This is a genomic window from Kitasatospora sp. CB02891 (genome assembly GCF_002803145.1).
GTDB lineage: Bacteria > Actinomycetota > Actinomycetes > Streptomycetales > Streptomycetaceae > Kitasatospora > Kitasatospora griseola.
The window spans coordinates 36,068-61,899 of sequence record NZ_NNBO01000009.1 but is presented as its reverse complement, the minus strand read 5'-3'; the positions used below and the strand labels follow the sequence as shown (position 1 = coordinate 61,899).

Genomic DNA, 25,832 nt, shown 5'->3' with positions numbered 1-25,832 from the left:
GGGCCGTAAGGTCGGGGCGGGTTTCCGGGACTCGAAGGGCGGCGGCGATGCGGATCTGGATCACCTCGGTGTTCGTCGAGGACCAGGAGAAGGCGCTGCGCTTCTACACCGAGGTGCTCGGCTTCGTGAAGAAGCACGACGTCCCGCTCGGCGGCGGGGCCCGGTGGCTGACGGTGGTGTCGGCGGAGCAGCCGACGGGCACCGAGCTGCTGCTCGAACCGTCCGGGCACCCGGCCGTCCCGCCGTACCAGGCGGCGCTGGTCGCGGACGGCATCCCGGCGGTGTCGTTCTCGGTGGACGACGTGCAGGCCGAGTACGAGCGGCTGCACGCCCTCGGGGTGGAGTTCACCCAGGAACCGACCCGGATGGGGCCGGTGACGATGGCGGTGTTCGACGACACTTGCGGCAATCTGGTGCAGATCGTCCGCCCCGCGCTCTGATCGGGGCGGGCCGCGCCACGCCCCATCCCTTCGACGACGCACGTTCGGTTGTCGACCGCTCTCCGGTCATGAGGAACGGCGGGCTGGAGTTGGTCCATACCTCTCGCCCGCTTGCCCCTTTCACAGGGGAGCCAAGTCGGCCCGTGGACCGCGCCCGCTCGACCCCGTCGACGGCCCGCGGCAGGCCTTCGCCCACGGCCTGCGCGAACTCCGGGAATCCGCCGGCAACCCCACCTACCGGTCCCCGGCCCGCATCGCCGGCTTCAGCGCCACCACTCTGAGCGACGCCGCCGCCGGCCTGCGCCGCCCCAGTCCGGAAGTCACGCTCGCTTTCGTCGGCGCCTGCCGGGGCGACGAGGACGACTGGCGTCGCCGCCGGCACCGGCTGGAGGCGAGCTCACGGACGCCCGACGCAGCACCGACGACGGCGAACTCGCCACCGCCGCACGGGAGTCCACCGATCCACCGGCCGAGGCCCCGACCGCCCCGGTCGACTCCTTACCGTCCGAGACGCTCACCGCGGTCGCTCTCGACCTCGCGCAGCCGCCCCCGCCGCGGCCGTGGCGGGGCAGGTTCGCACTGGCCGCTCGACGCCCACCGCTTCGTCCGCCTCTACGAGCACGGCGCGGGCGAGGTCCGCGAAGGCAGTCCGGCGGCCGGCCCGGCCGCCCTCGACCAGGCGCAGGCCCTGTGGCGGGGCCCGGCCCTCGCCGACATCGCCTGCGCCGTCCTGCACCACGAGGAGCCATTCGCCGCTGCGAACTCCGGCTCGACGTCCGCGAATTGCGCGTCGAGACGCTGCTCCGCCCGGGGCGCACCGGCACCGCGGTCGCCGAGCTCCGAAAGCTGACGGCCCGCCACCCCGAGCGGGAGCGCTTCTGGGCACTGCTGATGACCGCCCTCTCCCGTTCCGGCCGCCCCTCCGAGGCCCTCGCCGTCCACCATCGCGTCTGGTGCCACCTGGCCGAGGCCATCGGCGTCGAGCCCGGCCCCGAACTGCGCGAGCTGCACCGCCGGATCCTGCACGGCAACACGACGGCGCTCAGCTGGGTCGCATGCTGACGCCCGCCCGGCCGGGGCACCACCCGGAGGTGCTCCTTCATCGTCACCGGAGCCCAAGGGCTCAACTGAGCGATGGCATCGTCTGAATGATGGCTCGTCAGTTCGCGAACTGGGCCAGGATCCGCTCGGTGACCAGATCGGGGGCGTCCATCGGCAGTGAGTGCCCAGCGCCGGGGACGACCTCCACCCGGGCGGTGGGCAGGAGGCCGGAGATCCGGACGGCGACCGCGGCGGAGTCGTGCAGGGCGCTGCGGGCACCCAGCAGGAACCGGGCGGGCAGGTCGATCCGGCGCAGCTCCTCGTCGGTGAGCACCGGCGGGACGGGCAGAGCCCGCCGGAAGCCCATCGCGGCGCGGGTGAGTTTCATCAACTCGTCCTCCAGCACGGCGCTGTTGCCCACCGCCCGGGCCAGCCGGGGGCGCAGCGCGCGGGGTGCGGACGCGGCGAGGCCGCCGGCGATCAGCCAGGCGTAGAAGCGGAAGCCGAAGCCGTTGAACCCGGCCGGGTCGAGCAGCGTCATGACGCCGACCCGGCCGGGGTGGTGCAGCCGGTGCTGGAGTGCGACCCAGCCGCCGTACGAGCAGCCGACCAGGTGCACGTCGGCGAGGTCGAGCGCGGCGAGGACGTCCTCCAGCCAGGCGGCAGCGTCCGCGCCGTCGGCGATCGGCGCGGTCTGCACGCTGGCACCGGGCTCACCGACCGGGTCGAGGGCGAACACCTCGTGGTGCTGGGCGAGTTGGTCCAGCTGGTGGTGCCACATCAGGGCGTTGCCGCCGGACGCGGGGAGCAGCACGATCGGCCGACCCTGCGGGATACCGGTGCACTGGACGCGGGTGGTGCCGAAAGCGGTGGGGACGTCCTGCGCGGTGCGCGGGCCGGGCCAGAGGGTGGCCAGGGCGTGGTCGTAGGCGGCACGGAAACGGTCGGCGGCCTGGGCGTTCCTGAACTCGCTCATTCGCATGATACATGTGTATCACGGCATGATACGGGTGTACCAGGGAGGCCGGATCATGAACACGAAGGTCGAGCACGAGGAGCGCCGACGGCAGATCGCCGAGGCACTGCTGCGGATCGCCGACACCCAAGGGCTGCAGTCCGCGAGCATGCGGGCGGTCGCCGCCGAGGCCGGCGTCTCACTGCGCCTGGTCCAGTACTACTTCGAGACCAAGGAAGGCCTGCTGCTGGACGCACTGGCCCGCCTCGGCGCCCAGCTGCAGGACCGGATGGCCCGCTGGATCACCGCCGCCGGCAGCCCGCCCACCCCACGCGCCCTGGTCACCGCCGTGCTGGCCTGCATCCTGCCCACCGACGCGGAGAGCCGGCGCATCGCCCGCACCTACACCGCGTACTACGCCCTGGTGCTGAACGACCCCGCGGCCCTGGAAAAGCACGGCACCGGCCAGGCCGACGTCCTGGAGTCCTTCCTCGCCAAGCAACTGCGCGCCGCCCAGCAGGACGGCACCCTCTCCCCCGCCCGCGACCCGGAGATCACCGCCGCCGGCCTCGCCGCCATGGTCAACGGCCTCGGCCAGAGCGTCCTCGGGGGCCAACGCGACGGCGAGACGGCCCTGGCGATCCTCACCCACCATCTCGACGAGCTCTTCACGTCCAGCAGTTGACGCTCCGTCACTTGATCGTCGGTCGACACCAGCCACGTGACCGCTCCGTCGGCCGCACCCTGCGAGGACCCGCTGTGGCGCGCCAACTGTCGCCCCTCCTGCGCAAGCGCGCGAGCGGCGGCGGTCCCGGGCGCGAGCGCAGGCAACACCTCGACGAGCTGTCCACACCCACCGGTTGACGACACCTTCCGTCGTCCAGCCACGCCACCGCTCCGCCGTCCACGACCCGCCAGGACCGGCTGCGCCTCACCAACCGCCACCCCTCCGGCACCGTGCAGGCGGCGACGGACTCGGCCACAAGCGCAGCCAACACACCTACCCGGCGGATTCCCACACAACGCGAGAACCGACTCACCACCTCAACAAGCAGCTCACACACATCGATTGACGGCCCATCGCCACGCCCTCAGCCGTCCAACCACACCACCACACCGCCATCCACGACCCGCCAGGACCGGCTGCGCCTCACCAACCGCCACCCCTCCGGCACCGTGCAGGCGGCGACGGACCCGGCCACAAGCTCAGCCAGCACACCTACCCGGCGGAGTCCTACGCAACGCGAGAACCGAACTCACCACCTCAACAAGCGGATCACACAAGCCGATTGACGACCCGTCGCCTCACCCTCAGTCGTCCAACCACGCCACCACACCGCCGTCCAGGACCCGCCAGGACCGGCTGCGCCTCACCAACCCCCCCGGCACCGTGCAGGCGGTGACGGACCCGGCCACAAGCTCAGCCAGCACACCTACCCGGCGGAGTCCTACGCAACGCGAGAACCGAACTCACCACCTCAACAAGCGGATCACGCAAATCGATTGACGACCCATCGCCTCACCCTCAGCCGTCCAACCACGCCACCACACCGCCATCCACGACCCGCCAGGACCGGCTGTGCCCCGCCGACCGCCACCCCTCGGGCGCCGTGCGGGCGGCGGCGATCCAGGCCGCCAGTGCGGGCAGTGCCTCGGTGCGCAGGGCCTGTCGGGCGGCGGCCCGCTGGGCCGACGGGAGGGGCGCGACCTGGATCCGGCAGGTCTCCCACCAGGTCGGATGGATGCCGCCTCCGTAGTTGCCGCGGATCTGCGGCACCCACTCGACCGTCAGCAGCACCCCGTCCTCGCGGGCCATTCGCCCGAAGTCGAGGGGGACGGACGTCCCGTCCTCCTCCGCCAGCGCGGAGCGGATGTCGGTCGGGGTGAGCGGCCAGGAGAGGCCGCGCGGCAGCAGGCGATTGCGGGCGGGCATCCGGCGATCCTGACACGACGTCGGTCGGCCCCGCCCGGGGTTTTCGCCGCCCCTGGTCCGGGCCGTTCCGGTCCGCGTGTCGAAGGGCTCGGGTAGGTTGCCCGGCATGAGTGATCACGGATCCATCGTCTGGCCGCCCGCTCCGATCACGACCGCGCGGCTGGTGCTGCGCCCGTCCGAGGCCCGCGACCGGGACGCCTTCGTCGACCTGTTCGCCTCGCCGGAGGTCGGTGCCCACATCGGGGGCGCCCGGCCGCGGGAGGACCTGGAGCGCGCGGTGCCGGAGGTGCCCGGGCAGCGGCCCGGCGTGTTCGTGGCCGAGCTCGACGGAGCGATGATTGGCCTGGTCACCCTCGATCCGCGTGCCGCCGACCGCCCCGGCCACGTCCGCCCGGAGGGCGGCGAACGCGAACTCGGCTACCTGTTCCTCCCCCACGCCTGGGGCCGGGGGTACGCCACCGAGGCCTGCACGGCCGCCCTCGACTGGTTCGGCACCGCGCTCCCCGGCGAGCCCGTAGTGCTGTGCACCCAACTCGCCAACGGCGCCGCCCTGCGCCTCGCCGCCAAGCTGGGCTTCACCGAGGTCGAGCGCTTCGAGGAGTTCGGGGCCGCGCAGTGGTTCGGCGTCCGCCTCCCGGCCTGAACCCGCCCGGTCGGCCAGGCCTGCGCTCCCCTGACGGGCCGTGAGACCCGTCCGCCGTGCGGTAGGTTCCAGGGCATGACCGATCTCGGAACCGTCGCCTGGCCGCCCGCCCCGATCCGCACCGAGCGGCTCGTCCTCCGCGAGCCCGAGGCGCGCGACCGGGCGGCGGTCATCGAGCTGTTCACCTCGCCGGAGGTCTGCGCCTACCTCGGTGGGCCGCGTTCGCGCGAGGAGTTCGAGCAGGTGGTGCCCGAGACGCCGAGTCGGCGGCCGGGCTTCTTCGTGGTCGACCTGGACGGCGCGATGATCGGCAGTGTCACCCTCGACCGACGCGACCCGAACCGTCCCGGCCACGTCCGCCCGAAGGGCCTGGAGCCCGAGCTCAGCTACCTGCTGCTGCCGCACGCCTGGGGCCGGGGGTACGCCACCGAGGCCTGCACGGCCGCCCTCGACTGGTCCGCCGCCGCGCTGCCGGGCGAGCCGGTGGTGCTCTGCACCCAGTCCGCCAACACCGCTTCGCACCGCCTCGCGACGCGGCTGGGCTTCACCGAGGTCGAGCGCTTCGAGGAGTTCGGGGCCGAGCAGTGGTTCGGCGTCCGCCTCCCGGCCTGAACCCGGCCTCCCCGCAAGGCCGTTCCGTGCCCTTGCCCGCCATGACCCCGCACCGACGGCACACCTCCCGCGTCCTCCTGCTCGACGACCGCGACCGCCTGCTGCTGCTCTGCGGCCGCGACCCGCGCCGCGACGGCACCCGCTGGTGGTTCACCGTCGGCGGCGGCATCGAGGACGGCGAGGACGCACTGGCCGCCGCCGTACGGGAGTTGCGCGAGGAGACCACGCTGACGTTGACCGCCGACCGGCTCGGTCCGCTCGCCTGGACCCGGCGGACCCGGTTCGGCGTCGACGGCCGGCGCTTCGAGCAGTCCGAGGAGTACCGCCTCTGCCGGCTCACGGCCGCCGAGGCCGCCGCCGTCCGGATCGACACCGAGGAGGCCCGCTACGGCCACCACTGGTGGAGCATCGAGGAGTTAACCACCACCGGGCAGACCGTCCGACCTCGCCGGCTGGCCCAGCACCTGGCCGCACTGCTCCGCTCCGGCCCGGGCCGAGTCCCGCTCCACCTGGGCGACTTCGACGAGGACGCCGACCTGGCCGCCGGCTGACCGGGCGGGGCCCGCAGCGCCGGGCGGACCTCGGCGAGCATTGGGTCGAGGAACCGGTCGGGGTGCCGGAAGCTCGCTAAGTGGCGTGCGCCGGACATGAGTTCGGAGGACTTCGCCGGTGCGGTCGCGTCGTCGAAGAAGCGCCCGGCGGCGTCCGGCGGGCTGAGCACGTCGTTGCCGCCCTGGCACCCGAAGAGCGGGATCCGGAACCCGGTGACCGCTCCGCCACCCCGCCCGAGGGCCCGTCAGGCGGCGGACGTCCGGCGCGAGGTCGCCGTCCACCGGTCGACGAAGGCGCACACCAGCGCCGCGACCGCCAGGAAGGCGACCGTCGCGCGGAGCAGGCCGCTCTCCGGGTAGGTGTCGGCGACCGCGTGCAGGGCGAGGTACGCGGCGCCCAGACCGGCCGTCGCACCGAGCGCCGGCGGCAGCAGCGCCCGCCGGACCTGCTCCTGCCACAGGGCGGCGCCGACGATGAACAGCCCGCCCGCAGCGGCGACCTGCAGATGGGCGAACCCCGTCCCGTACCGCACCGCCAGGGCCGGCACCAGGAACAGCACCAGGCCTCGACGCAGCACCGCGGCGAGCGCCGCCGTGGCCGGGCCGACCGCCGCCCGCCCGGCCGGGCCCCGGCGCCCGCTGGCCGCCAGGACCGTCAGCCACAGCACCAGCTCGGGCCAACGCGTGCGCAGGTGAGCCGAGTTGTAGAGCAGCGCGGTGTCGTACACCACCATCACCAGTCCGCCCAGCGCCCCCAGTGAGACGGTGAAGTGCAGCAACCCGCCCAGGCCGGGCCGGAGTTCCGGCCCGCGGTCGCGGCGCGCGAGGGCGAGCACCAGCGGGGCGGTGACGGCCGCGGAAGCCGCGCGGATCAGCAGGTCCTGGACGGTCCACGGGTTGCGCAGCGCCCACTCCACCACGCCGAACACCACCGTGTACGAGAGCGCAGCAGCCCCCACCAGCGGCCCGGACCCGAGCGCCGCCCGGTACAGCGCGGGGCTGAGCCGCCGCAGCGCCGTCCCGTACGCGAACAGCACGAACGGCAACTCCAGGAACGCCTGCACCCGCAGCACGCTCGGCCCGAACACCCACGGCGCGGGCATCCACCCCGCCACCGCCCGCACCACCGGATCCCCCACCGGCTGCGCGAACCACCCGGGCGGCAGATACCGCGTCACGAACGACGCGTCCCCGCCGTGCACCCTCACCACATAGGCCGCGCAGACCAGTTGATTGACGTAAACGGCACCCACCGCCACCGCCAGCCCCACCTCGGGCCGCACCGCCCACCCGCCTCGCCCCACCGCCGCCCCGGCCGGCACCCGCCGTCCGAACCCCAGGCCGGCGGCCACCGAGAGGACCACGGCGAGATCGATCAGCAGCACGGTGACGGTCATCCGCGAGATCCTACTGAGGCCGTTCGCCCGCCATGCCGGACGCCTCGGTCGCCCCGGTTCGTCCGCCGGGGGCGCCGGGAATCCTCGCGGCGACAGCGCGGATCGACGCGGCCCCGACGGTTCAGCCGAGGTGCGGGTGGGCGTCGGCCAGGCAGTCGCCGATCTGCCGGCGCGTGCGCGGGTGGATGCCGTGGCGGCCGCGCCTCCGGGCGCCGACCAACTGGGCAAGCTCCGTACGGCTCGGCACTCCACGGCCTCAGCGGCCGCAGGCGTCCCCGCCGCTGTCGTCCACGAGCAGCAGCCTCACCGCGGTGGACGCCTCCACGAGGAACAGGGGCGCCAGCACGGAGGCGAGGACGACCGCGGCCACCGTGAGCCCCGGCCGCCGCTCGGCCTTCACCGCGAGCCGCACCGCCCCCACCGCGGCCGCGACGCTCGCCACCGGCGCGCCGAACGCCGCCGCCCAGACCCTGGCGGGCCGGGTGCCGAGCCGCCGGCAGAGCTGCCACGCCAGTTCGTCGTGCGTCCGGACGGCGTAGACCGTGAGCAGCGGCGCCAGCACGGCAAGCAGCGCGGCCCCGGCCAGCACCCGCCAACCGGCGCTCCCCCTGCTCGGCATCACCCTCACGTGCCCCCTTCCGGCCCCACGGACTGCCGGCAGCCCGTCCCCCCATGGACGCGACCGAAGGAGACGCCGGTTGCGGTGGCCGCCCGGCCGCTCAACCGCCTGCCGCCCCGTCCGGCCAGGAAGAAGAAACGGCCACTTCCCGATTCCGGAAGCAGACCCGGCTTTCATGCCCTCGCACCACGAAACGCGCGAGGTGTTCGTACTTCGTCCGGCCCGGCAAACGGACGACCGGGCACTCTCCACCGCCAATCCGGACAACGCCGCATGCGGCGCCCGGCCGCCCATGGCACGGCGTCGCCCGCCTCGCCGAACCGGGCGGCTCGATCCGCCCCGCCGCCGTCCTGCACCCGCGCCGACCTCTCTCACGGAAGGACGAGCCGTCGAACCTTCGTGCGGTCACGCTCCGTTGTCGTTCGGCGGTCAACCCCGGCACGGCAACCGTCGCACGCACGGGACGAATTGGCCGCGGCCGAAGCGGCGACAGGTAATCGCTTTCCATTCCCGGACAGATCCGGCCGCCCCTCCGAGGACCGGTGTTCGTTCGGAGACAAAGCGGGCTTGTTCGGTAACGAGAACCACTGATGTGGATGCATTCCCGGACAGCTTGCCGCACCGCCGCCGGACCCTCGGCACTCCCCCGAACTGTGGACTGGACCAGCACTCGCGGGCGCCCGACAGGGGGTCGCAGGGCGGTCGACCCCAGTTGGGGAGCGTGATCACGGAACGTGATCAAGGTTCGGGCGCGGGGAGTTCACAGTTCACTCACATGCCGCTTGGGAAATCGCCTCAACAACCATTGTGGGGTCGGATGCCGAGAGGTAGAGTCCCGGTTCGCCGAAGCACGGACGGGCACCTCTGGGCATTTATCTTGGAGCGGGCATGTCAAAGAACGGTGGCATCGACAGATCGGGTTCCGATCTGTTGGATGCGTTCGCGGATACCGTTCTCCGGTGGCCCGAGCGCGCCGCAATCGAGTCTCCCGAGCACACTCTCAGCTACCAGCAACTCGCGTTCTCTGCACAGCGGTTGGCCGCCCGACTGGGCGACCGGCCGGGCCCGGTCGCAGTGGCGGCCGGGCACCACCCGGACACCGTGGTGGCGCTGTTGGGCATCCTCGCGGCGGGCGGCGTGTACGTCCCGATCGACCCGGCCTTCCCGGTGGAGCGGCAGCGCCAGCTGGCCGAGACGGCCGGCTGCCGACTGCTGGTCGGTCCCGGGACAGCCGAACACGCCGAACAACTCGGCTTATCCTTCTTGGAGTTGCACGACTCGACCGAGCAGGCACCCGCCTGGAGGACGACCGCCGTCGCACCCGGGGACCCCGCCTATCTGCTGTTCACCTCGGGGTCCACGGGCCGACCGAAGCCGGTGTTGACACCGCGCGAGGCGATCACGGCCACGGTCGGGTCGCTGCGGGAACTGTTCGAAGTCGGGCCGGACGACCGGGTGTTGCAGTTCGCCTCGCTGAACTGGGACACCTGCTTCGAGGAGATCCTGCCCACGCTGACGGCCGGCGGCCGGCTGGTGTTCGATCCGGAGGCGCATTCGGCGTCGTTCCCCCGGCTGTTGCGGATGGTCGAGCGGCGCGGCATCACCGTGCTCGACCTGCCCACGGCGTTCTGGCACGAGCTGGTCCTGCACCTCACCGAGGACGGCGGACCGGCCGAACTGCCGGAGTGCGTCAGGCTAATGGTGATCGGCGGCGAGGCCGCCAATCCGGCCCGGCTGGCCGACTGGAGCCGGCTGACGGGCAGTTCGCGGATCCGCCTGCTGAACACCTACGGCTGCACCGAGACCACCCTGATCACGCACGCCGTGGACCTGCTCGGCCCGCGCACCCCGGAGCCGGGCCGCCACTGGGAGCCCACCGAACGCGCACCGATCGGACGCGCCCTTCCCCACGTCGCCGAACTCCTGACTTCCGACGGCGAGTTGCTGATCGGCGGACCTGCCATCGCGACCGGCTACCCCGGGCTGCCGGAGGCCACCGCCGAACGCTTCGTGCTCCGCGACGGGCACCGCTGGTTCCGGACGGGCGACCGGGCGGCCCGGGACGGGGACGGGGTGCTGACCCCGCTGGGCCGGCTGGACCACGAGGTGAAGATCCGCGGCATCCGGGTCGATCCGGCGGAGGTGGAGGCCGGAATCGGCGCCCACCCGGGCGTGGGCGCGACGGCCGTCACCGCCACCACGCTGGCCGGTCGGGCCGCCCTGGTCGCCTACGTCGTCCCGCGCACCGGCGGGCCCGACCCCGCGCTCGCCGCCGAACTCCTGCTCTACCTGCGGGAACGCCTGCCCGGCCACCTCGTCCCGAGCCGGATCACCGTGGTGCCGGACCTGGTCCGCACCGCCAGCGGCAAGGTCGACCGCGCCGCCTCGCACCGCCTGCACAGCACCGCCCCCCGCTGAGTCCCGCCCGCCACCGCCGCGGCACCCGTCCGGGCATCGAACCGGCCCCACATTTGACGCACCGTCAGTTCACGTACCGCCGAGGGCGCAGAACCCCGCGCGCCCGCACGCCGCACCGCAAAGCACCGTGCACCGAGCACTGCCGACCTGGCATCCGCCAGACCACGCGCACCCCGCACCGGTCGAAGGAGACCCCGATGAGCCTCGACATGCCCGTCACCGCACCCGCCGCAGCCGGCCCCGGTCGCACGCCCGACCCGGTGGAGGCGCTCGCGGCGGTGTTCCGCCGGATCCTGGAGCTGGACCACGTCCCGGCCGACGGCAACTTCTTCCTGCTGGGCGGCGATTCGCTGATCGCCACCCGGGTGCTCAGCGCCGTCGCCCGCGACCACGGCGTGGAGCTGACCTTCGAGGACTTCCTCGCCGACCCCACCCCGGCCGGCCTGGCCACCCGCATCGCCACCGGGAGCGTCACGGCGGACGCGCACAGAATCGTGGCCGGCCGATGACCGCCGCGACTCCCCCCGGCACCGCCTCGGCGCCGCGGTCGGTGATCGTGGTCGGCGCGGGCCTGGCCGGGTTGACCGCGGCCGTCGAACTCGCCGACCGCGGCGTGTGCGTGACGGTGCTCGAAGCCAGGAACCGGGTCGGCGGACGCACGCTCGGCATCGAGGTGGCGCCGGGACGGTGGATCGACGCGGGCGCGGCCTACCTCGGCGACCTGCACACCGAACTCCACGCCCTGCTCGCCGCCTGCGACTTGAAGACCGCGCCCACCACCATGGCGGGCGCCAGCCGGTTCGCCCTCACCGAGGACCGCTCGGACGGCGCGGCGACCCGCGACGGCCGGTTCCCGCCGCTGAGCGCCGTCGCGCTGGGCGACCTGTTCGAGCAGCTGGAGGAGTTGACGGCCGCGGTCCGTCCGGACGCGCCATGGCTCTCACCGGATGCGGAGCGGCTGGACGCCCTGACGGTGGCGGACTGGGCGGAGCAGCGACTCACCCACCCGGACGCCAAGTTGTTCTTCCCGCTGTTCCTGGGCGAGATGATGGCGGCCGATCCGGCCAGGATCTCGGTCCTGCACATGGCGTTCTACCTGCGGTCCGGCGGCGGCCTGCGCTATCTCAACGCCTTCGAGGGCGGCGCCCAGCAGGACCGGGTGGCGGGCGGCTCGCACCGGCTGTGCGAGCGGCTGACCCGACGGCTGTTGGACCGGGGCGGAGTGCTGCACACCGACGAGCCGGTGCTGTCGGTGGAGCAGACCGAGCGGGAGGCCGTCGTCCGTACGCCCGAGGGGAGTTACCGGGCGGACGCGGTGGTCGTGGCGGTGCCGCCGCTGCTCGCGGACGCGATCGGGTTCCGTCCGCCGCTGCCCACCCCGCGGGCGGCGTCGCGGACCGAGCGCGGCTGCGCAGTGAAGCTGAACCTGGTGTTCCCGGAGCCGGTGTGGCGGGCGCACGGCCTGTCGGGATGGTCGGTGAACGCGACCGGCCCGTTGCTGTCCACGGTGGACGACACTCCGCCGGAGGGCTCCCCGGGTGTGCTGACCGGGTTCGTCACCGGCGCGGAGGCCCATCGTTTCGCCGCGCTGCCGCCCGAGGAACAGCGCGCGACGGCGGTCGCGCAGGCGGCCCGGCTGTTCCCGATGCTGCCCGAGCCGATCGCCTTCCATGTCACCGACTGGGTCAACGAGCCCTGGAGCAAGGGCTGTTACGCGGCACTCTTCGGGCCCGGCGACTGGTCGGCGCTCGGCCCGACGCTGACCGAGCCGCACGGCCGGGTGCACTTCGCGGGTACCGAGACCAGCACCGAGTTCTTCGGCCTGCTGGAGGGCGCGATCCGTTCGGGTCGCCGCGTCACCGCCGACCTCCTCGGCGAGTAACAGCACCTGGCATCACGTCAGTTGCCAGTTCGAACCCTTTTTCCCCGACCCGGCAGCGCGCTTCGCACGCGGGCGCGCCCGGGCGTCGAGTCCTGCTTCGGAAGACCGGAGAGACCGGAGACCGCCATGAGCGATCAGACATCCATCGCGCCGCTTGCCGTCAGAGAGCGGTTCATGTCCGACCCGACCCTGGGTGCGGGCAACTTCCTCGACCGGGCGGTCGAGGCGAATCCGCACCGTGCGGTGCCGTTCGCGTTCAGCCACCGGCTGGACCACCGCGGGCAGGTGGCGCTGCGCGGGCACAGCCTGCTGGACCTGGTGGCGCTGCGCGACCGGTACGCGGCCTGGTACCACGCGAACGGTGTGCGGCCGGGCGAGCCGGTGGGCGTGGTGATCGCCGAGGGCCTGGAGCCGCTGCTGCACTTCTTCGCGCTGACCGCGCTGGGTGCGGTTCCGGCATTGGTGAACGACGCGATGCGGCACGACGTGATGGTGCGGTACCTGAGCCACGTCGGCGTGGTGGGGGTGGTCGCGGACGACACCACCCGGCTGGCGTCGGCGTACCGGAAGGACCCGCAACTGCGGCCCCGCTTCCTGTCGTTGACGGCCGAGGTACAGGCCTTCGACGCGGCGTCGGCGGCGCTGCCGGAGGGGTACCCGTACCAGCACGCGGCCGAGGACGTGGTGGCGCTGATCCACTCCTCGGGGACGACCGGCACGCCGAAGTCGACGATGTTGGCGCACCGGCAGTTCTGGGAGGGCAAGCAGCCGCGGATGGTGCGCTTCCCGGCGGAGTCGTACGACCGGCTGATGTCGCTGATGCCGCACACCCATGCGGGCGGTCTGAGCTACTTCATGACGGCGACGCTGCTGGGCCTGCCGACGGTGGTGATGTCGGACTGGCGGCGGGCCGTGGTGGAGCCGGTGATGGAGGCGTTCCGGCCGACCATGGTGGCGTCGTTCCCGCGCACCTTCGTGGAGTTGGCGACCGGTGACCTCCCGACCGCGGGCGCGGCCAAGGTGCACTCGTGGTTCAACACGGGCGACAGCGCGCACTACGGGCACATCCGCCGGCTGGTCCAACTGGGCGAGCGCCCGGCGGGGTTGATCCGTCCGTGGCTGCTGCCGCAGGAGCGGGCCGAGCAGGCCGCGCTGCCGGGTTCGCAGTTCGTCGACGGGCTGGGGTCGTCCGAGATGGGCATGGCGCTGTTCGGGCAGGTGACCTCGCCGGAGACGGAGCGGGACGACCGCTGCGTGGGCACGCCCTCGGAGGTGGTGGAGCGGGCGGCGGTGCTGGACGAGGACGGTGTCGAGGTCCCGGACGGCACGGTCGGTCTGCTGGCGGTGGCCGCGCCGTCGATCACGCCCGGGTACTGGAACAACGAGCGGCTGACGCAGTCGTTCCGGCAGGACGGGTACTGGCTGACCGGCGATGTGGCGTACCGGGACGGCGAGGGGCGGTTCTACCACCTGGACCGCACGGTCGACGTGATCGACACCTTGGACGGACCGGTGTACAGCCTGCCGCTGGAGGAGGTGCTGCTCGCCGACTGCGCCGCGCAGGTGCAGGACTGCTCGGTGGTGGGCGTGCCGCACCCGGACGGCGGGCAGCGGCCGATCGCGGTGGTCCGGTTGCAGGACGGGGCCAGCGCGGACGGGCTGCTGGAGGCGGCCAACGCCGAGCTGGCGAAGGCCGGTCTCGCGGAGCTGGCGGCGCTCCGAGTCGCGGACCGCGCCGAGGAGTTCCCGCTGGGCCCGACCGGCAAGGTGCTGAAGCGGGAGCTGCGCACCCGGCACGCCGGTCTGCTCTCCGCCACTGGTCCGGCGCGTCCCTGATGACTCGTCAGGTGCCTCAGCCGTACTCCTACGCGCGGCGGGAGTTGACGGAGCCGGACTGGCGGCGGCTGCCGGGCTGGCGGGAGGTGTCGGCCGCGCAGTGGCGGGACGCGCAGTGGCAGCGGGCGCACTGCGTGCAGAACGAGCGGCAGTTGCGGGAGCTGTTCGGCCCGCTGCTGACGGATCACTTCTATCGTGAACTGGCTGCCGATCAGGCCGAGTTCGCGACGATGTCGATCCTGCTTCCGCCGCACATGCTGAACACCATGGCGGCGGACGCCGCGCTGGAGCCGGCGGCGTTCACCGCGGCGTTCCTGGCGGATCCGGTGCGGCGGTACATGCTGCCGGTGCGTTCCGACCGGCATCCGCAGTGGCCCAGCCATCCGCTGGCGACGCGGGACTCGCTGCACGAGAGCGAGATGTGGGCGGTGGAGGGGCTGACGCACCGCTACCCGACCAAGGTGCTGGCCGAGTTGCTGTCCACCTGCCCCCAGTACTGCGGGCACTGCACCCGGATGGACCTGGTCGGCCGCTCCACGCCGCAGGTGACCAAGGCCCGGCTGGTGCTGCGCCCGGCCGACCGCGAGGAGCAGATGCTCGACTACCTGAAGCGCACCCCGTCGGTGCGGGACGTGGTGGTGTCGGGCGGCGACCTGGCGAACGTGCCGTGGCCGCGTCTGGAATCCTTCCTGATGCGGCTGTTGGAGCTCGGTTCGGTGCGCGACATCCGGCTGGCCAGCAAGTCGGTGGTCGGCCTGCCGCAGCACTGGCTGCAGCCGAAGGTGCTGGCCGGCGTCGAGCGGGTGGCCCGGCTGGCCGCCCGCCGCTCGGTCAACCTGGCGGTGCACACCCACGCCAACCACGCCGCCTCGGTGACGCCCCTGGTCGCCGAGGCGGCCCGGGGCCTGCTGGACGCGGGCGTGCGGGACGTGCGCAACCAGGGCGTGCTGATGCGCGGGGTGAACGCCACCCCGGCGGCGCTGCTCGACCTGTGCTTCGCCCTCCAGGGCGAGGCGAACATCCTGCCGTACTACTTCTACCTGTGCGACGTGATCCCGAACGCCGAGCACTGGCGGCTGCCGCTCTCCGAGGCGCAGCGCCTGCAGGAGGCGATCCTCGGCTACCTGCCGGGCTACGCGACGCCGCGGCTGGTCGCGGACGTGCCGCACGTCGGCAAGCGCTGGGTGCACCAGGCGGTCGACTACGACCGGGAACGCGGCATCTCGTACTGGACCAAGAACTACCGCACCACCGTTGAGCTCCCGTCGGCCGAAGAGCCGTGCGAGGACGCGCCGTTGAACCGCCGGTACCCGTACGTGGATCCGGTGGACACGCTGCCGGAAGCGGGCCGCGCCTGGTGGGCGGAGCAGCTCGAACGCGGTGGTGTCGCAGAACTTCCCGAACTATTGGGCCTGTTGGAGGGCAAGTGAGCGAGGCTTCGGCGCCGCTGCGCCGAATGTGCTGGATCTTCCCGGACCGGGAGTCGACCCGGTCGGGGGCGATGTGGAAGCACTACTTCTGGGACATGTTCGCCGAGGTGGCCGCCGGGATGGGGATGGAGTGGTCCCGGCACGCCCCGGAGGCGGTGACGGTGGACGGCACCGATCCGGCCCGGCCGCGGGTGTACGTGGACGACGAACCGGTCACGCCCGAGGACACCTTGTTCATCACCGCGCTGTACTCGCTGCCGTACCAGTCGATGGACGTGTTCAACCAGCTGGCGCTGTGCACGGTGCTGGAGCAGGCCGGGTTCTACCTGCCGTTCCCGGCGCAGGTGTCGCTGCTGGGCAACGACAAGTTGGCGACCATGCTGTTCCTGGCGGACTCGCCGGTGCCGCCGATCCCGTCGGTGCGGATCGGCTCGGGCCGGGACGTCTCCAAGCACCAGTACGAGGTGGCGCTGGGCGAGTTGACGTTCCCGGCGATCGTGAAGCCGGCCGGCTGGTGCGGCGGCGGCGGGATCTGCCTGGCCCGCTCCCCCGAGGACGTGCGCGGGCTGGCCAGCCTCGCTCAGGGCGGTGACACCACGCTGGTGGCGCAGCCGTACCTGGGCGACGGCACGGCCGACTACCGGGTGTACGTGATCGACGGGAAGCCGTACGCGGTGCTGCGGCGCACCCCGGAGGCGGGGTCGCCGGTGGCGAACGCGAGCCGCGGCGGGTCGATGGAGTTCTGCGAGATCCCGGCCGAACTCGTCGACGCCACTGCCTATTTCGCGAAGAAGCTGCCGATCCCGTTCTTCTGCGTGGACTTCCTGCACGACGGGGAGCGGTTCTGGTTCTCCGAGTTGGAGCCGGACGGGGTGATCGCCCCGGACTTCGACGACCCGGACCGCTCGGTCCAACGGGACGTCACCCGGGCCCGGTTCGCGGCCTACCGCGACGCGCACGCGGCCTTCCTCACGAACGGGGGCGCTGCCCGATGAGCTTCTCACTGACCGAGGCGCAGGCTGCCGACGGCCTGGCGGTGGCCCGGCACACCCTGGAACTGCTGCGCACCGTCCCGGAGTTCGGCGACCGGTACGCGGACGTCGCCGCGCCCGGCACGCTCGCGGAGCTGGCGGCGCTGCCGCCGCTGGCCAAGGACGACCTGAACACGGCCCTCGCCCACCTGGAGCCGTCCGCCGCGCAGGGCGCCACCTGGCTGTTCCAGAGCGGCGGTTCGACGGGCGCGCCGAAGGTCGGGTACGCGCCGACCGGGTTCTACATGGCGAAGGTGTTCGAGCACTGGCAGCCGCTGGACCGCGACGACGTCTTCGTCAACGCCTGGGGTGCGGGCCGGATGTGGGGCGCGCACTTCCTCGCGGCGGGCCTGGCCGACCTGTGCGGCTGCCGGGTGATCGCGCTGGGTTCGGTGACCCGCGAGGAGTACCCGGAGTGGCTGGCGTTCCTCGCCGACCGGAAGGTCACCGCGATCGGCGGCACCCCGAGCGTGCTGCGGCTGTGGTTCGCGCACGCCCGCGCGGCCGGGATCGAACTCCCGTCGCTGCGCAAGGTGTTGTGGCTGGGCGAGGCCTGGCAGCCGCAGCTGGAGGAGGACTTGGCGGTGGTCGCGCCGAAGGCCCGCCGGCACGGCATGTTCGGCTCCACCGAGACCTGGGTGGTCGGCTCCAACACCCCCGACTGCCCGGCCGACACCTTCCACCCGTTCCCGCACCAGTTGGTGCACGTCGGCGACGACGGCCTGCTCGACTTCACCTCCCTCGACCCGGCGATGCTCAACCCGGTGCTGCGCTACCGCACCGGCGACGCGGGCGAGTTGACGTCCTGCCCGTGCGGAAGGTCCGGACCGGCGATGCGGGTGCTGGGCCGCCGCGACAACGTGGTGCAGGTCCGCGGCCTCGGCCTGCACGTGGACGAGCTGCTCGCCCGGGTGGAACGCGAACCCGGCGTCACCCGCGCCCAGGTGGTGATCACCGAACAGGGCGGCCGGGCCCAGCAAGTGGACGTCCTGGTGCTCGGCGCCCTCCCCGACCCGGCGGCGCTGCGCCGTGAACTGCTCTCCGCCACCTTCACGTTGAGCACCGCCTTCGTGCACGACCCGGAGCACGTCCGGGTCCGGGTGGTGGACGCCCTGATCGGCAACGACCGCACCGGGAAGACCGCCGGCTTCGTCGTCCGGGAGGCGTCGTGAGACTCCGCGCACCCGAGCGCCTCGGCCGGGCCTTCAACCTGTTCTGGTTCGGCAAGTCGATCTCGAACGTCGGCGACCGGGTGACGGTGTTCGTCGTCCCCACCCTGATGATCTTCGTGCTGCACGCCTCCGCGTTCCAGGTCGGCATCGTCGCCATGGCCCAGTACCTGGGCATTCCGCTGCTCGGGCCGATCGCCGGCGTGCTGGTGGACCGCTGGGACAAGCGGCTCACCCTACTGGTCTGCGACCTGGTCCGGCTGCTGGCCGTCGGCATCATCCCGTTCGCGTACTGGCTGGACTTCCTCTCCACGCCGCTGCTGTTCTGCTGCGTCGCGGCGGTCTCCGGCGCGACGATCTTCTTCAACGTCGGCTACCTGGTGGCGGTGCCGGCCGTCGTCGAGCAGCAGCACCTGGTGCGCGCCTACTCGCGGCTGGAGGGCAGCGGCTCGGTCGCCGAAGTGGCGGGACCGTCCATCGCCGCCGGCCTGTACAGCGCGCTCGGCGCCGCCTCGCTGCTGGTCGACGCTGCCAGCTACCTGGTCTCCGCCGCCTGCTTCCGCTGGATGCGGCCCTGGGGCGAACGCACCGTCGCCCAGGGCTCGGTGTGGCAGCGCCTCACCCTCGGCTTCCGCCTGAACTGGCAGGACCCGGTGCTGCGCCGGGTGGTGCTGGCCGCCGTCACCCTCAACTCGGGCGGCCCGGTGTTCGTCACCGTGCTGCCGGTGTTCGCCTACCGCGGCCTCCACGTCACCGTCGGCGTGTTCGGCGCCGCGATGTCCGCGGGCGCGGTCGGCGCGCTGCTCGGCGCACTGGTCGCCCCGAAGATCAGCGGCCGCCTGGGCATCGGCCGGACCATGGCCTGGTCGCTGCTGCTGCACTGCCTGGTCGGCCTGGGCGTGCTGGCCGCGCCCGCACTGCCCGCCGGGCCGGTCATCGCCGTCACCATGGGCTGCTACGGCTTCTTCATGTCCTGCATCAACGTGTGCTCCGCACCCGCCCGGCAGTCCCGGATGTCCGCCCAGCACCAGGGCGTCATGCACGCCGCGTTCCGCACCGCCACCTGGGGCGTCATCCCGCTCGCCGCCCTGGCCGGCGGCCTCTCCGTCTCCCTGCTCACCGGCCCGCTCGGCGTCCTGGACGCGGCCCGCTGGACGATGGTCGGCGGCACCCTGCTGGCCGCCTGTTCCTTCCTGCCCGCCCTCGCCGTCCAGTCCCGGATGGACGCCGGCCTGCCGAAGGCCGCCGACAGCGTCACCGAACTCGCGGAGACCGCCTCATGACGGATCGCCAGGTCCTCCTCGTCACCGGCTGCTCGTCCGGCATCGGCCTGGCCACCGCCGCCGCCGCGAGCCGGGCCGGCTGGACGGTGATCGCCACCGTCCGTTCGCCCGACCGCGCCGACGCTCTGCGGGCCGCCGCGCCCGACGCCGTCGTCCGTCGACTGGACGTCACCGACGAGGAGTCCATCACCGCCTGCTTCGCCGACCTCCCCCGGCTCGACGCGGTGGTCAACAACGCCGGGATCTCCAACTTCGACCCGACGCTGGAGATGTCCACCTCGACGGCGCTGCGCGCCAACCTGGAGGTCAACTTCTTCGGCACGGTGGCCGTTTCGCGTGCCGCGATGCCGCTGCTGCGCGCCTCCGGGGGCCGGCTGCTGACCATCGGCAGCGTGCACGGCGTGATCGGCCAGCCCTTCAACGAGGCGTACTGCGCGGCCAAGTTCGCCGTCGAGGGCTTCATGGAGGCACTCGCCCCGGTGGCCGCCGCGCACGGCGTCCAGGTCTCGATGGTGGTGCCCGGCTACGTGCCCGACACTCGCTTCGGCCACTTCCCGGACGTCAACCGCCGTACCGTGCAAGCCGCTTCGGGCCCGTACGCGGACACCTTCGCCGCGTACGTCGACCGGCTCGGACAGAGCTGGGCGAACGCCGGGCAACCCGCCGCGGAGGTCGCCGACGCGGTGGTGCGGGCACTGGCCGAGGACCGGCCGCCGTTCCGCATCCCCACCAACGCGTGGGCCGCGGCCTACCTCGACGCCAAACTCGCCGACCGCGACGGCCGCACCGTCCAGCGCCTCGCCCACGACTGGATCGGCCTCACCCCCACTCCGTGACCTTGGAGCAACCGCCATGCCCGCCAAGCCACTTCAGTCCCTCGTCGACCACGCCCGGCGCAACTCCCCGTTCTACGCCGATCTCTACCGCGACGTGCCCGCCACCGTCACCTCGCTCACCGACCTGCCCGTCATCGACCAGATCGCGTTCTGGGCCGCCAACTCCTGGCCCGACAACCGGCTTCTGACCGGCCCGCTCACCGACGCCTGCGTCTACAAGTCCGGCGGCACCACCGGCAAGCCCAAGTTCTCCCCCTGGACCCGCGAGGAACACGTCGACTCCGTCACCGCGTTCGGCGCCGGCCTGGTCAACGCCGGCCTCAGGCCCGGCCAGAAGGTCGCCAACCTGTTCCGCGCCGGCGAGTTCTACAGCGGCTTCCTCTTCATCGAGTACGCCCTGCAGCACGCCCCGATCGACAACGTCCGCCTGCCGATCGCCACCGCACCCGACGAGTACGTCGCCGACGTCATCCACGGCTTCGGCGCGGACGTCCTGGCCGGCGAGCCCATGAAGCTCTCCGCCGTGGCCGAGACCCTGCTCAAGCAGGACCGGCCCGCCCCGCAGGTCGAACTGATCCTCTTCGGCGGCGACATCCTGTTCAACGACCTTCGCCCGCTGCTCCGTTCGGCCTTCCCGAACGCCGCCCTCTCCTCCATCGGCTACGCCTCCGTCGACGCCGGCCTGGTCGCCGGCCCCGTCCCCGCCGACGACGACCTCCGGGTCCACGAGGCCTTCCCGAACCGCACCGTCGTCGAGATCGTCGACGACGCGACCGGCGAACCCATCACCGAGCCCGGCGTCCCCGGCCGCGTCGTCGTCACCAACCTCTTCCGCACCCTGGTCCCGATCCTCCGCTACCCCGCCGGCGACCGCGCCGAATGGGTCGACCCCGAATGCCGCCGCTTCCGCCTCCTCGGCCGCTCCACCGAGGGCGCCCGGGTCGGCATCGTCTCCATGCCCACCGAACAGGTCCGCGACGTCCTCCTCGCCCACGACCCCGACCACCACATCACCGGCATGCAACTCGTCCAACGCCGCTGGGCGGGCCGCGACGGCCTCGTCATCCGCCTCGGCCACACCACCCCGCCCCCGCCCGCCCTCACCGAAACCCTCCTCCGCGCCGTCCTCGACGCCCGCCCCACCTACGAGGACGAAGCCGCCATCGGCGCCATCCACCCCCTGCAGATCGAGTGGGTCCCCCGCTCCGAACTCACCACCAACCCCCGCACCGGCAAGCTCCAACAGGTCATCGACGAACGCCCCGCACACTGACCCGCGGCGAACGCCGAAGAGGCCGGGCCCCACCCCCGTCGTTCGAGGGTGGGGCCCGGCCTTTGTCGGTGCCTACGTACCGTCAGGCGAAGGTGTTGGTCGCCCAGAGGGCGCCGCCGATGCCCTCGCCGCCGTCGACCTTGTAGATGACGAGGTTCCCGTCGTCCTGGAGCTTCAGGTAGGCGCCGCCGTTGCCGTTGCTTCCCGCCGCCCAGGCAGCGCTGCCGTCGGTGCGGTGGACCACCACGTTGCCGTCGTCCTGGACCTTCAGCGTGGCACCCGAGTTGCCGTCGGTGCCGCTGGCCCAGATGGCCACGTTGTCGCTGTTGCGGTGCAGCACGAGGTTGCCGTCGTACTGCATGATCAGGTAAGTCGTCCTCGCCTGGATCACCCGGCCCGAGGGGAGCCCCGTTCCGGTGCGCAGCGTGGTGGTGGTCCACACCGTGCTGGCGATGTCCTCGCTGTTGGTGTTCTTGTAGACCACCAGGCCGCCGTCGTTCCGGAGCTTCAGGTACGCACTGGCGAACTGCCAGGTTCCGGTGTTCCAGATCGCTCCGCCGCCGGCCTTGTTCAGCACGACGTTGCCGTCGGACTGGACGGTGACGGATGCGCCCCGGTTGCCCCAGGTCGCGGTGTTCCACGTCGGAACGCCGTCACTGCGGCGGTAGAGGACGAAGTTGCCGTCCTCCTGCATCTCCAGCACGTGGGTGTCGACCTGGGTCCAGCGGCCGGGTGCGAGCTGGGCCCCGGTGCCGAACTTGCGATCGGTCTTCATGGTGCCGGTGGCCCACAGCGCCCCGCCGACGTCCTCTCCGCCGTCGGCCTTGTAGAGGACGACGTTCCCGTCGTCCTGCACCTTCAGGTAGGCGTTGCCGTTGCCCCATGTACCGGTCGACCAGAGGACTCCGACCCCGTCGCTGCGGTAGACGACGAAGTTGCCGTCGGGCTGGACGTAGGCCCAGGCGCCCGGGTTGCCGACGGTGCCGGTGGACCACAGGATCCCGTTGTCGACCTGACGGTGCGTCACCACCAGGTTGCCGTCACTGCGCATGGTCAGCCGGAGGTCGGTTCCGGTGACGCTCTGCCCGGCGGTGAGCTTCGTGCCGGAGGCGGCGATGGTGCCGGACGTCAGGCTGACGGTCGTGTTCGGTCCCGTGACGGTGAAGCCGGGGTTGGAGGTGGTGCCGGTGCGCGTGCCGGTCCAGGTCTGGAGGACACCCTGTGAGGTGATGCCCCACAGCGAGGGCGCGCCGTTGCCGGTGAGGTCGCCGTCGGAGCCGATCCGCGGCCAGGCGGCGGCGGTGATGCCGGTGGCGGCCGTCTTGCCCGCCGAGATGCCGGTGGCGACGGGGTAGGTGATGGTGATGCCGTCGCTGTCGGTGCTGCTGATGGTGGTCACGGTGAAGGTGTGGGCGGTGACCTCACCCGTCGTGCGGTTGCGGGCCCACAGGCCCGGGCGGCTCTGGCCGGCCCAGTCTCCGGGGCTGATCAGGTCGCGGTCCTTCCAGCCCGTCGCGGCGAGCCGCACCGGGTCGCCGAAGCTGTTGTCGATCACCGAGGGGTAGTACCAGAGCGCGGCGTTGCCGGACGGGTCCGTCTCCGTGGTGACCAGGCCGGTGCGGTTCTTGTTGTGGTTCGCCGGGCTCCGGTCGGTCGACGCCGGGTCGCCGACGGCGGCGATCTGCAGGGCACCCGCCCAAGTGGCGGCGTAGCCGGTGCAGTCGGGGTTGGCGGCGGTCACGACGCAGGCCGGCTTGGCCAGTTCGACCTTCGTGTCGAACACGCCGGCGACACCGGTGTTGCCGGGGTTCTTGTAGACCCAGAGCTTCGGATCGCCGTCCTTGTGCACGATCAGGTCGTCGACGTCCGGACCGTTGCGGAGGCTGCCCCGGTGCGTGGTGCGGTAGTTGGCCCACGAGTCGCCACCGGGAGACTGCCCCGTCGTCGCCGCGACAACGAACTGCGGCCCGGCAGCCGGAGCAGCGTAGACACGCAGGTCGCCGGAGGGGCCGGCCGTGACCACGTCGGGCGTGCGGTTGACATCCGCATTGACGTCACCGAACACCGGGGCCGGTCCGGCGGCGTTCCAGGGCACGTAAAAGGTGTACTGGCCGACCGGCGAGACGTTCCCGGCGTTGTCCTGCGCCTGGACGTAGAGGACGTTGGTGCCCCAGCGCCCGGGCGTGACGGCGATCTTGCCCGCGGGCAGCGCGCTGCCGCACTTCCAGTCGTCACCGGCGCCGAACTGCGGGTCGAAGCTCCACCGCAGGCAGGTGACACCGGAGGTGTTCAAACCGCTGGGGTTGGGGTCGGTCGCGGTGAACGGGACGTACCCGCTCTGGCCGGCCCGCAGCGTGGTGACCTGGCCGTTGCCGGACGGCGGGAACTGAGTGGTCGGGTCCGCGACCGTGGCCGGGAAGGTCAGGGTGGGCGGGGTCAGGTCCACCTTGAAGTTGCACGTGGGCGTGGGACCGCCCCACGGAACGCCGTCGAGACCGTCGTTGGAGAACGCGCTCCAGCCGTAGGCGTGACCGTCCTTCAGCAGACCCCCGGGCAGCCACCACGAGGCAGTGCTGCCATTGCCGACGAAATCGGAAGACCCGTTGGCGACATCGGGCGAGCCGGACTGGCTGTAGTCCCAGATGTGGTTCCAGGTCTTCACCTGCGCCTGCGTCGGACTCGAGACGGTGGCCGTCAGCGCGACGGCCTGCGCCTGGGCGCTGCCCGCGCCGAGCCAGGCCCAGGTGGCCGGGTCACCGTTGCCGCAGGCCTGGTTGCTCTGCGCCGGGTTCACCGTCCGGGGGGCGGGATACGTACCCGGACTGGCCGGCGCATTGGGCGTCCGGTCGTACGTGATGCTCAGCACCGGCTGGCTGGTGACGCGCTTGAACCCGTAGGCGTCGTTCTCGTTGCCGTACAGGCCGAACGTGAGGTTGTCTGCGGTGGTTCCGGCTTGCTTGACCACGCCGCTGACGTTGTAGCTGAAGCCGACGTTGTTGTAGCAGCCGGTGTGGCCGGCCCCACCGACCCAGCGGCTCCCGTCGAGGCTGCCACCGATCTTGCCGGGCTGGTTGCTCCAGTTGGTCCCGTTGGAGATGCCGCCGGTCTGGAACAGGTCCAGCGGATAGGTCTTCGCGCAGTCGAAGTTGGCGGAGACGTACTCCTGCAGGTCGATCTGCGCGCTGTTGACGACCGCGCCACGCAGGGAAGTGGTGTCGAACTGGAAGAAGGATCGATAGGTGTCCGCGGGGATGCAGCTGTTGCCCTGCGGGTAGGTGCCGCACAGGCCCACACCGGGATAAGCAGTGTCGCCGCTACCGGAGCGCTTGTAGTTGCCCGACTCGGTGGGGTGGGCGGACTGCACCCAGGTCCAGGCCGACGCGTTGGTGTTCCACGGAATCCAGGCCGGGTCGATGTAGTAGGGCGCAGTGCCGTGCGCGAGCAGGTCCTGACTCGGCGTCAGGGTCAACCCGCTCGCATCGGCGACGACCGGCATGGTGGCGACGGCCGCACTCGCGCCCGGGCCGTCCGCGGTGCTCGCCGCCGTACCCTGGCCGGCGTTCGCAGCCGCCGCCCCTGCCTGCATCTTCGGCGCGGCAGCACCTGCCGCGCGACTGTCCCACATCCGCGGGGCGGGTGCCGTCCACCGGGGCTTCCCGTCGGCCGCCTTCGCACTCAGCGTGCCGTCCTTGTCGGCCGTCACCGTGACGCCGTCGGCCTCGGTCGAGAACCTCAAGCTCTTCAACGCCTGCCCGACGGCAGCCTGCTGGGTCTTGACGACCAGCACGGTCGACATCCCGCCGTACTTGCCGGCGGTGACCTTCAGGTCGACATCGGGAATGACATTCGGATACACAAGTCCGTCGCCGGCCGCGTCCACCTGAGGCGCGGGCAGGTCGAACGGCGCGCTCAGCGCGAGCTTCTTCCCGTCCGCACTGGTCATCGTCGCCAGCGGACCCTTGCCACCGGGAGACAGCACAACACCCCCGGCAGCGGACTTCGGCGCCCAACTGCCGTCCGCAGTACGCACCAACGACGCATCGAGCGCCGCCCAGCCGCCGTCCCGCTTCACCCGCTGCTGGTCCGGATGCGCGGTGAACGCGAAATGCCCGTCGGGCGTCGCCGACGTCTCACTGAACTCCGTGGTCAGCGAATCGACCACCACCCGCTGCCCGGTGGCCTTCGCCCTCACCAACGCCCGGTCCGCGTCGGTCTGCGGGCGCTGCTGCTCCCGCTCCTTCGCAATGGCCGCAATATCGTCGGACGACGGCAGCCCGACCCCCTCCGCCGCGAACGCGGCAGGAACAACCGGCCCCACCGTCAGGGCTACCGCCCCGGCGAGAGCCACGAAACGCGACGGGACAACGCCCCGGCGGCGTCTGGACACAGTGCCCTCCTCAAACTGAAAGAGCCTCACAACGCCTGCGCGTAGAGGTCGGCAGCACCGTCCTGCATCCGCCCGCTCGGACGCAAGCAATCCGAA

23 protein-coding genes are annotated in these 25,832 nt (G+C 72.3%); 17 read left to right on the top strand and 6 right to left on the bottom strand.

Annotated elements, in window-relative coordinates:
- Positions 1-47: 47 nt before the first annotated feature.
- Genes CG736_RS20645 through CG736_RS38415 form a run of 3 tightly spaced genes read left to right on the top strand, consistent with a single transcriptional unit; the run spans position 48 to position 1,502 of the window.
- Positions 48-440, top strand: a complete 393-nt coding sequence (locus CG736_RS20645) for a VOC family protein (RefSeq protein WP_043910817.1) — start codon at positions 48-50, stop codon at positions 438-440.
- Positions 409-1,290, top strand: coding sequence for a BTAD domain-containing putative transcriptional regulator (locus tag CG736_RS38985; RefSeq protein WP_369880238.1), 882 nt, complete (start codon positions 409-411; stop codon positions 1,288-1,290). Before CG736_RS20645 ends, CG736_RS38985 begins: the two co-directional genes overlap by 32 nt.
- Positions 1,188-1,502 (top strand): AfsR/SARP family transcriptional regulator, encoded by a 315-nt coding sequence (locus tag CG736_RS38415; RefSeq protein WP_369880236.1) that lies wholly within the window; start codon positions 1,188-1,190, stop codon positions 1,500-1,502. Before CG736_RS38985 ends, CG736_RS38415 begins: the two co-directional genes overlap by 103 nt.
- A 97-nt stretch (positions 1,503-1,599) precedes the next feature.
- On the opposite strand, the gene CG736_RS20630 is transcribed toward CG736_RS38415, so the two are convergent.
- Positions 1,600-2,457, bottom strand: a complete 858-nt coding sequence (locus CG736_RS20630; protein WP_232734090.1) for an alpha/beta fold hydrolase — start codon at positions 2,455-2,457, stop codon at positions 1,600-1,602.
- A 55-nt stretch (positions 2,458-2,512) separates the two neighbouring features.
- Between CG736_RS20630 and CG736_RS20625 the strand changes: the two genes are divergently transcribed.
- Positions 2,513-3,121 carry a TetR/AcrR family transcriptional regulator gene (locus tag CG736_RS20625; protein WP_100587679.1) on the top strand — a complete coding sequence of 203 codons (609 nt, stop codon included), beginning with the start codon at positions 2,513-2,515 and terminating at the stop codon, positions 3,119-3,121.
- An 840-nt stretch (positions 3,122-3,961) separates the two neighbouring features.
- On the opposite strand, the gene CG736_RS20620 is transcribed toward CG736_RS20625, so the two are convergent.
- Entirely contained in the window at positions 3,962-4,369 is a 408-nt protein-coding gene (locus tag CG736_RS20620; RefSeq protein WP_100587678.1) for a hypothetical protein, read from the bottom strand.
- Between the two features lie 106 nt (positions 4,370-4,475).
- Between CG736_RS20620 and CG736_RS20615 the strand changes: the two genes are divergently transcribed.
- The 3 genes from CG736_RS20615 to CG736_RS20605 all read left to right on the top strand — a co-directional run bounded on the left by CG736_RS20615 (position 4,476) and on the right by CG736_RS20605 (position 6,175).
- Positions 4,476-5,012 carry a GNAT family N-acetyltransferase gene (locus CG736_RS20615; RefSeq protein ID WP_100587677.1) on the top strand — a complete coding sequence of 179 codons (537 nt, stop codon included), beginning with the start codon at positions 4,476-4,478 and terminating at the stop codon, positions 5,010-5,012.
- A 75-nt stretch (positions 5,013-5,087) separates the two neighbouring features.
- Complete coding sequence (locus CG736_RS20610; protein ID WP_100587676.1) at positions 5,088-5,624, top strand: GNAT family N-acetyltransferase; 537 nt, start codon at positions 5,088-5,090, stop codon at positions 5,622-5,624.
- A gap of 41 nt (positions 5,625-5,665) precedes the next feature.
- Positions 5,666-6,175 (top strand): NUDIX hydrolase, encoded by a 510-nt coding sequence (locus tag CG736_RS20605; RefSeq protein WP_100587675.1) that lies wholly within the window; start codon positions 5,666-5,668, stop codon positions 6,173-6,175.
- Positions 6,176-6,420: 245 nt separating this feature from the next.
- Here CG736_RS20605 and CG736_RS20600 read toward each other — a convergent pair whose 3' ends face one another.
- From CG736_RS20600 to CG736_RS20595, 3 genes are all read right to left on the bottom strand, one after another.
- Positions 6,421-7,572, bottom strand: a complete 1,152-nt coding sequence (locus CG736_RS20600; protein ID WP_100587674.1) for a hypothetical protein — start codon at positions 7,570-7,572, stop codon at positions 6,421-6,423.
- A gap of 121 nt (positions 7,573-7,693) precedes the next feature.
- On the bottom strand, positions 7,694-7,819 hold the full coding sequence (locus CG736_RS38410; protein WP_255419018.1) for a hypothetical protein: 126 nt from the start codon (positions 7,817-7,819) through the stop codon (positions 7,694-7,696).
- 9 nt (positions 7,820-7,828) lie between these two features.
- Positions 7,829-8,191: a hypothetical protein gene (locus tag CG736_RS20595; protein WP_157815668.1), complete on the bottom strand. Its 363-nt coding sequence runs from the start codon at positions 8,189-8,191 to the stop codon at positions 7,829-7,831.
- Between the two features lie 888 nt (positions 8,192-9,079).
- Between CG736_RS20595 and CG736_RS20590 the strand changes: the two genes are divergently transcribed.
- The 10 genes from CG736_RS20590 (at position 9,080) to CG736_RS20545 (ending at position 21,349) form a co-directional block, all read left to right on the top strand.
- On the top strand, positions 9,080-10,609 hold the full coding sequence (locus CG736_RS20590) for an AMP-binding protein (protein ID WP_100587672.1): 1,530 nt from the start codon (positions 9,080-9,082) through the stop codon (positions 10,607-10,609).
- 197 nt (positions 10,610-10,806) lie between these two features.
- Entirely contained in the window at positions 10,807-11,118 is a 312-nt protein-coding gene (locus CG736_RS20585; protein ID WP_198520563.1) for a phosphopantetheine-binding protein, read from the top strand.
- On the top strand, positions 11,115-12,491 hold the full coding sequence (locus CG736_RS20580) for an FAD-dependent oxidoreductase (RefSeq protein ID WP_232734089.1): 1,377 nt from the start codon (positions 11,115-11,117) through the stop codon (positions 12,489-12,491). Before CG736_RS20585 ends, CG736_RS20580 begins: the two co-directional genes overlap by 4 nt.
- 126 nt (positions 12,492-12,617) lie before the next feature.
- Positions 12,618-14,327 carry a class I adenylate-forming enzyme family protein gene (locus CG736_RS20575; RefSeq protein WP_100587671.1) on the top strand — a complete coding sequence of 570 codons (1,710 nt, stop codon included), beginning with the start codon at positions 12,618-12,620 and terminating at the stop codon, positions 14,325-14,327.
- Entirely contained in the window at positions 14,327-15,757 is a 1,431-nt protein-coding gene (locus CG736_RS20570) for a KamA family radical SAM protein (RefSeq protein WP_100587670.1), read from the top strand. The genes CG736_RS20575 and CG736_RS20570 overlap by 1 nt, the downstream gene beginning before the upstream one ends.
- Positions 15,754-16,752 carry a RimK family alpha-L-glutamate ligase gene (locus CG736_RS20565; RefSeq protein WP_157815667.1) on the top strand — a complete coding sequence of 333 codons (999 nt, stop codon included), beginning with the start codon at positions 15,754-15,756 and terminating at the stop codon, positions 16,750-16,752. The genes CG736_RS20570 and CG736_RS20565 overlap by 4 nt, the downstream gene beginning before the upstream one ends.
- Entirely contained in the window at positions 16,749-17,960 is a 1,212-nt protein-coding gene (locus CG736_RS20560) for a phenylacetate--CoA ligase family protein (RefSeq protein WP_100587668.1), read from the top strand. The genes CG736_RS20565 and CG736_RS20560 overlap by 4 nt, the downstream gene beginning before the upstream one ends.
- On the top strand, positions 17,957-19,240 hold the full coding sequence (locus CG736_RS20555; protein WP_100587667.1) for an MFS transporter: 1,284 nt from the start codon (positions 17,957-17,959) through the stop codon (positions 19,238-19,240). Before CG736_RS20560 ends, CG736_RS20555 begins: the two co-directional genes overlap by 4 nt.
- Entirely contained in the window at positions 19,237-20,076 is an 840-nt protein-coding gene (locus CG736_RS20550; protein WP_100587666.1) for an SDR family NAD(P)-dependent oxidoreductase, read from the top strand. The genes CG736_RS20555 and CG736_RS20550 overlap by 4 nt, the downstream gene beginning before the upstream one ends.
- A 16-nt stretch (positions 20,077-20,092) precedes the next feature.
- Positions 20,093-21,349 (top strand): phenylacetate--CoA ligase family protein, encoded by a 1,257-nt coding sequence (locus CG736_RS20545; RefSeq protein WP_100587665.1) that lies wholly within the window; start codon positions 20,093-20,095, stop codon positions 21,347-21,349.
- A gap of 82 nt (positions 21,350-21,431) precedes the next feature.
- On the opposite strand, the gene CG736_RS20540 is transcribed toward CG736_RS20545, so the two are convergent.
- Positions 21,432-25,697: a hypothetical protein gene (locus CG736_RS20540; RefSeq protein WP_157815666.1), complete on the bottom strand. Its 4,266-nt coding sequence runs from the start codon at positions 25,695-25,697 to the stop codon at positions 21,432-21,434.
- Positions 25,698-25,832: the final 135 nt, after the last annotated feature.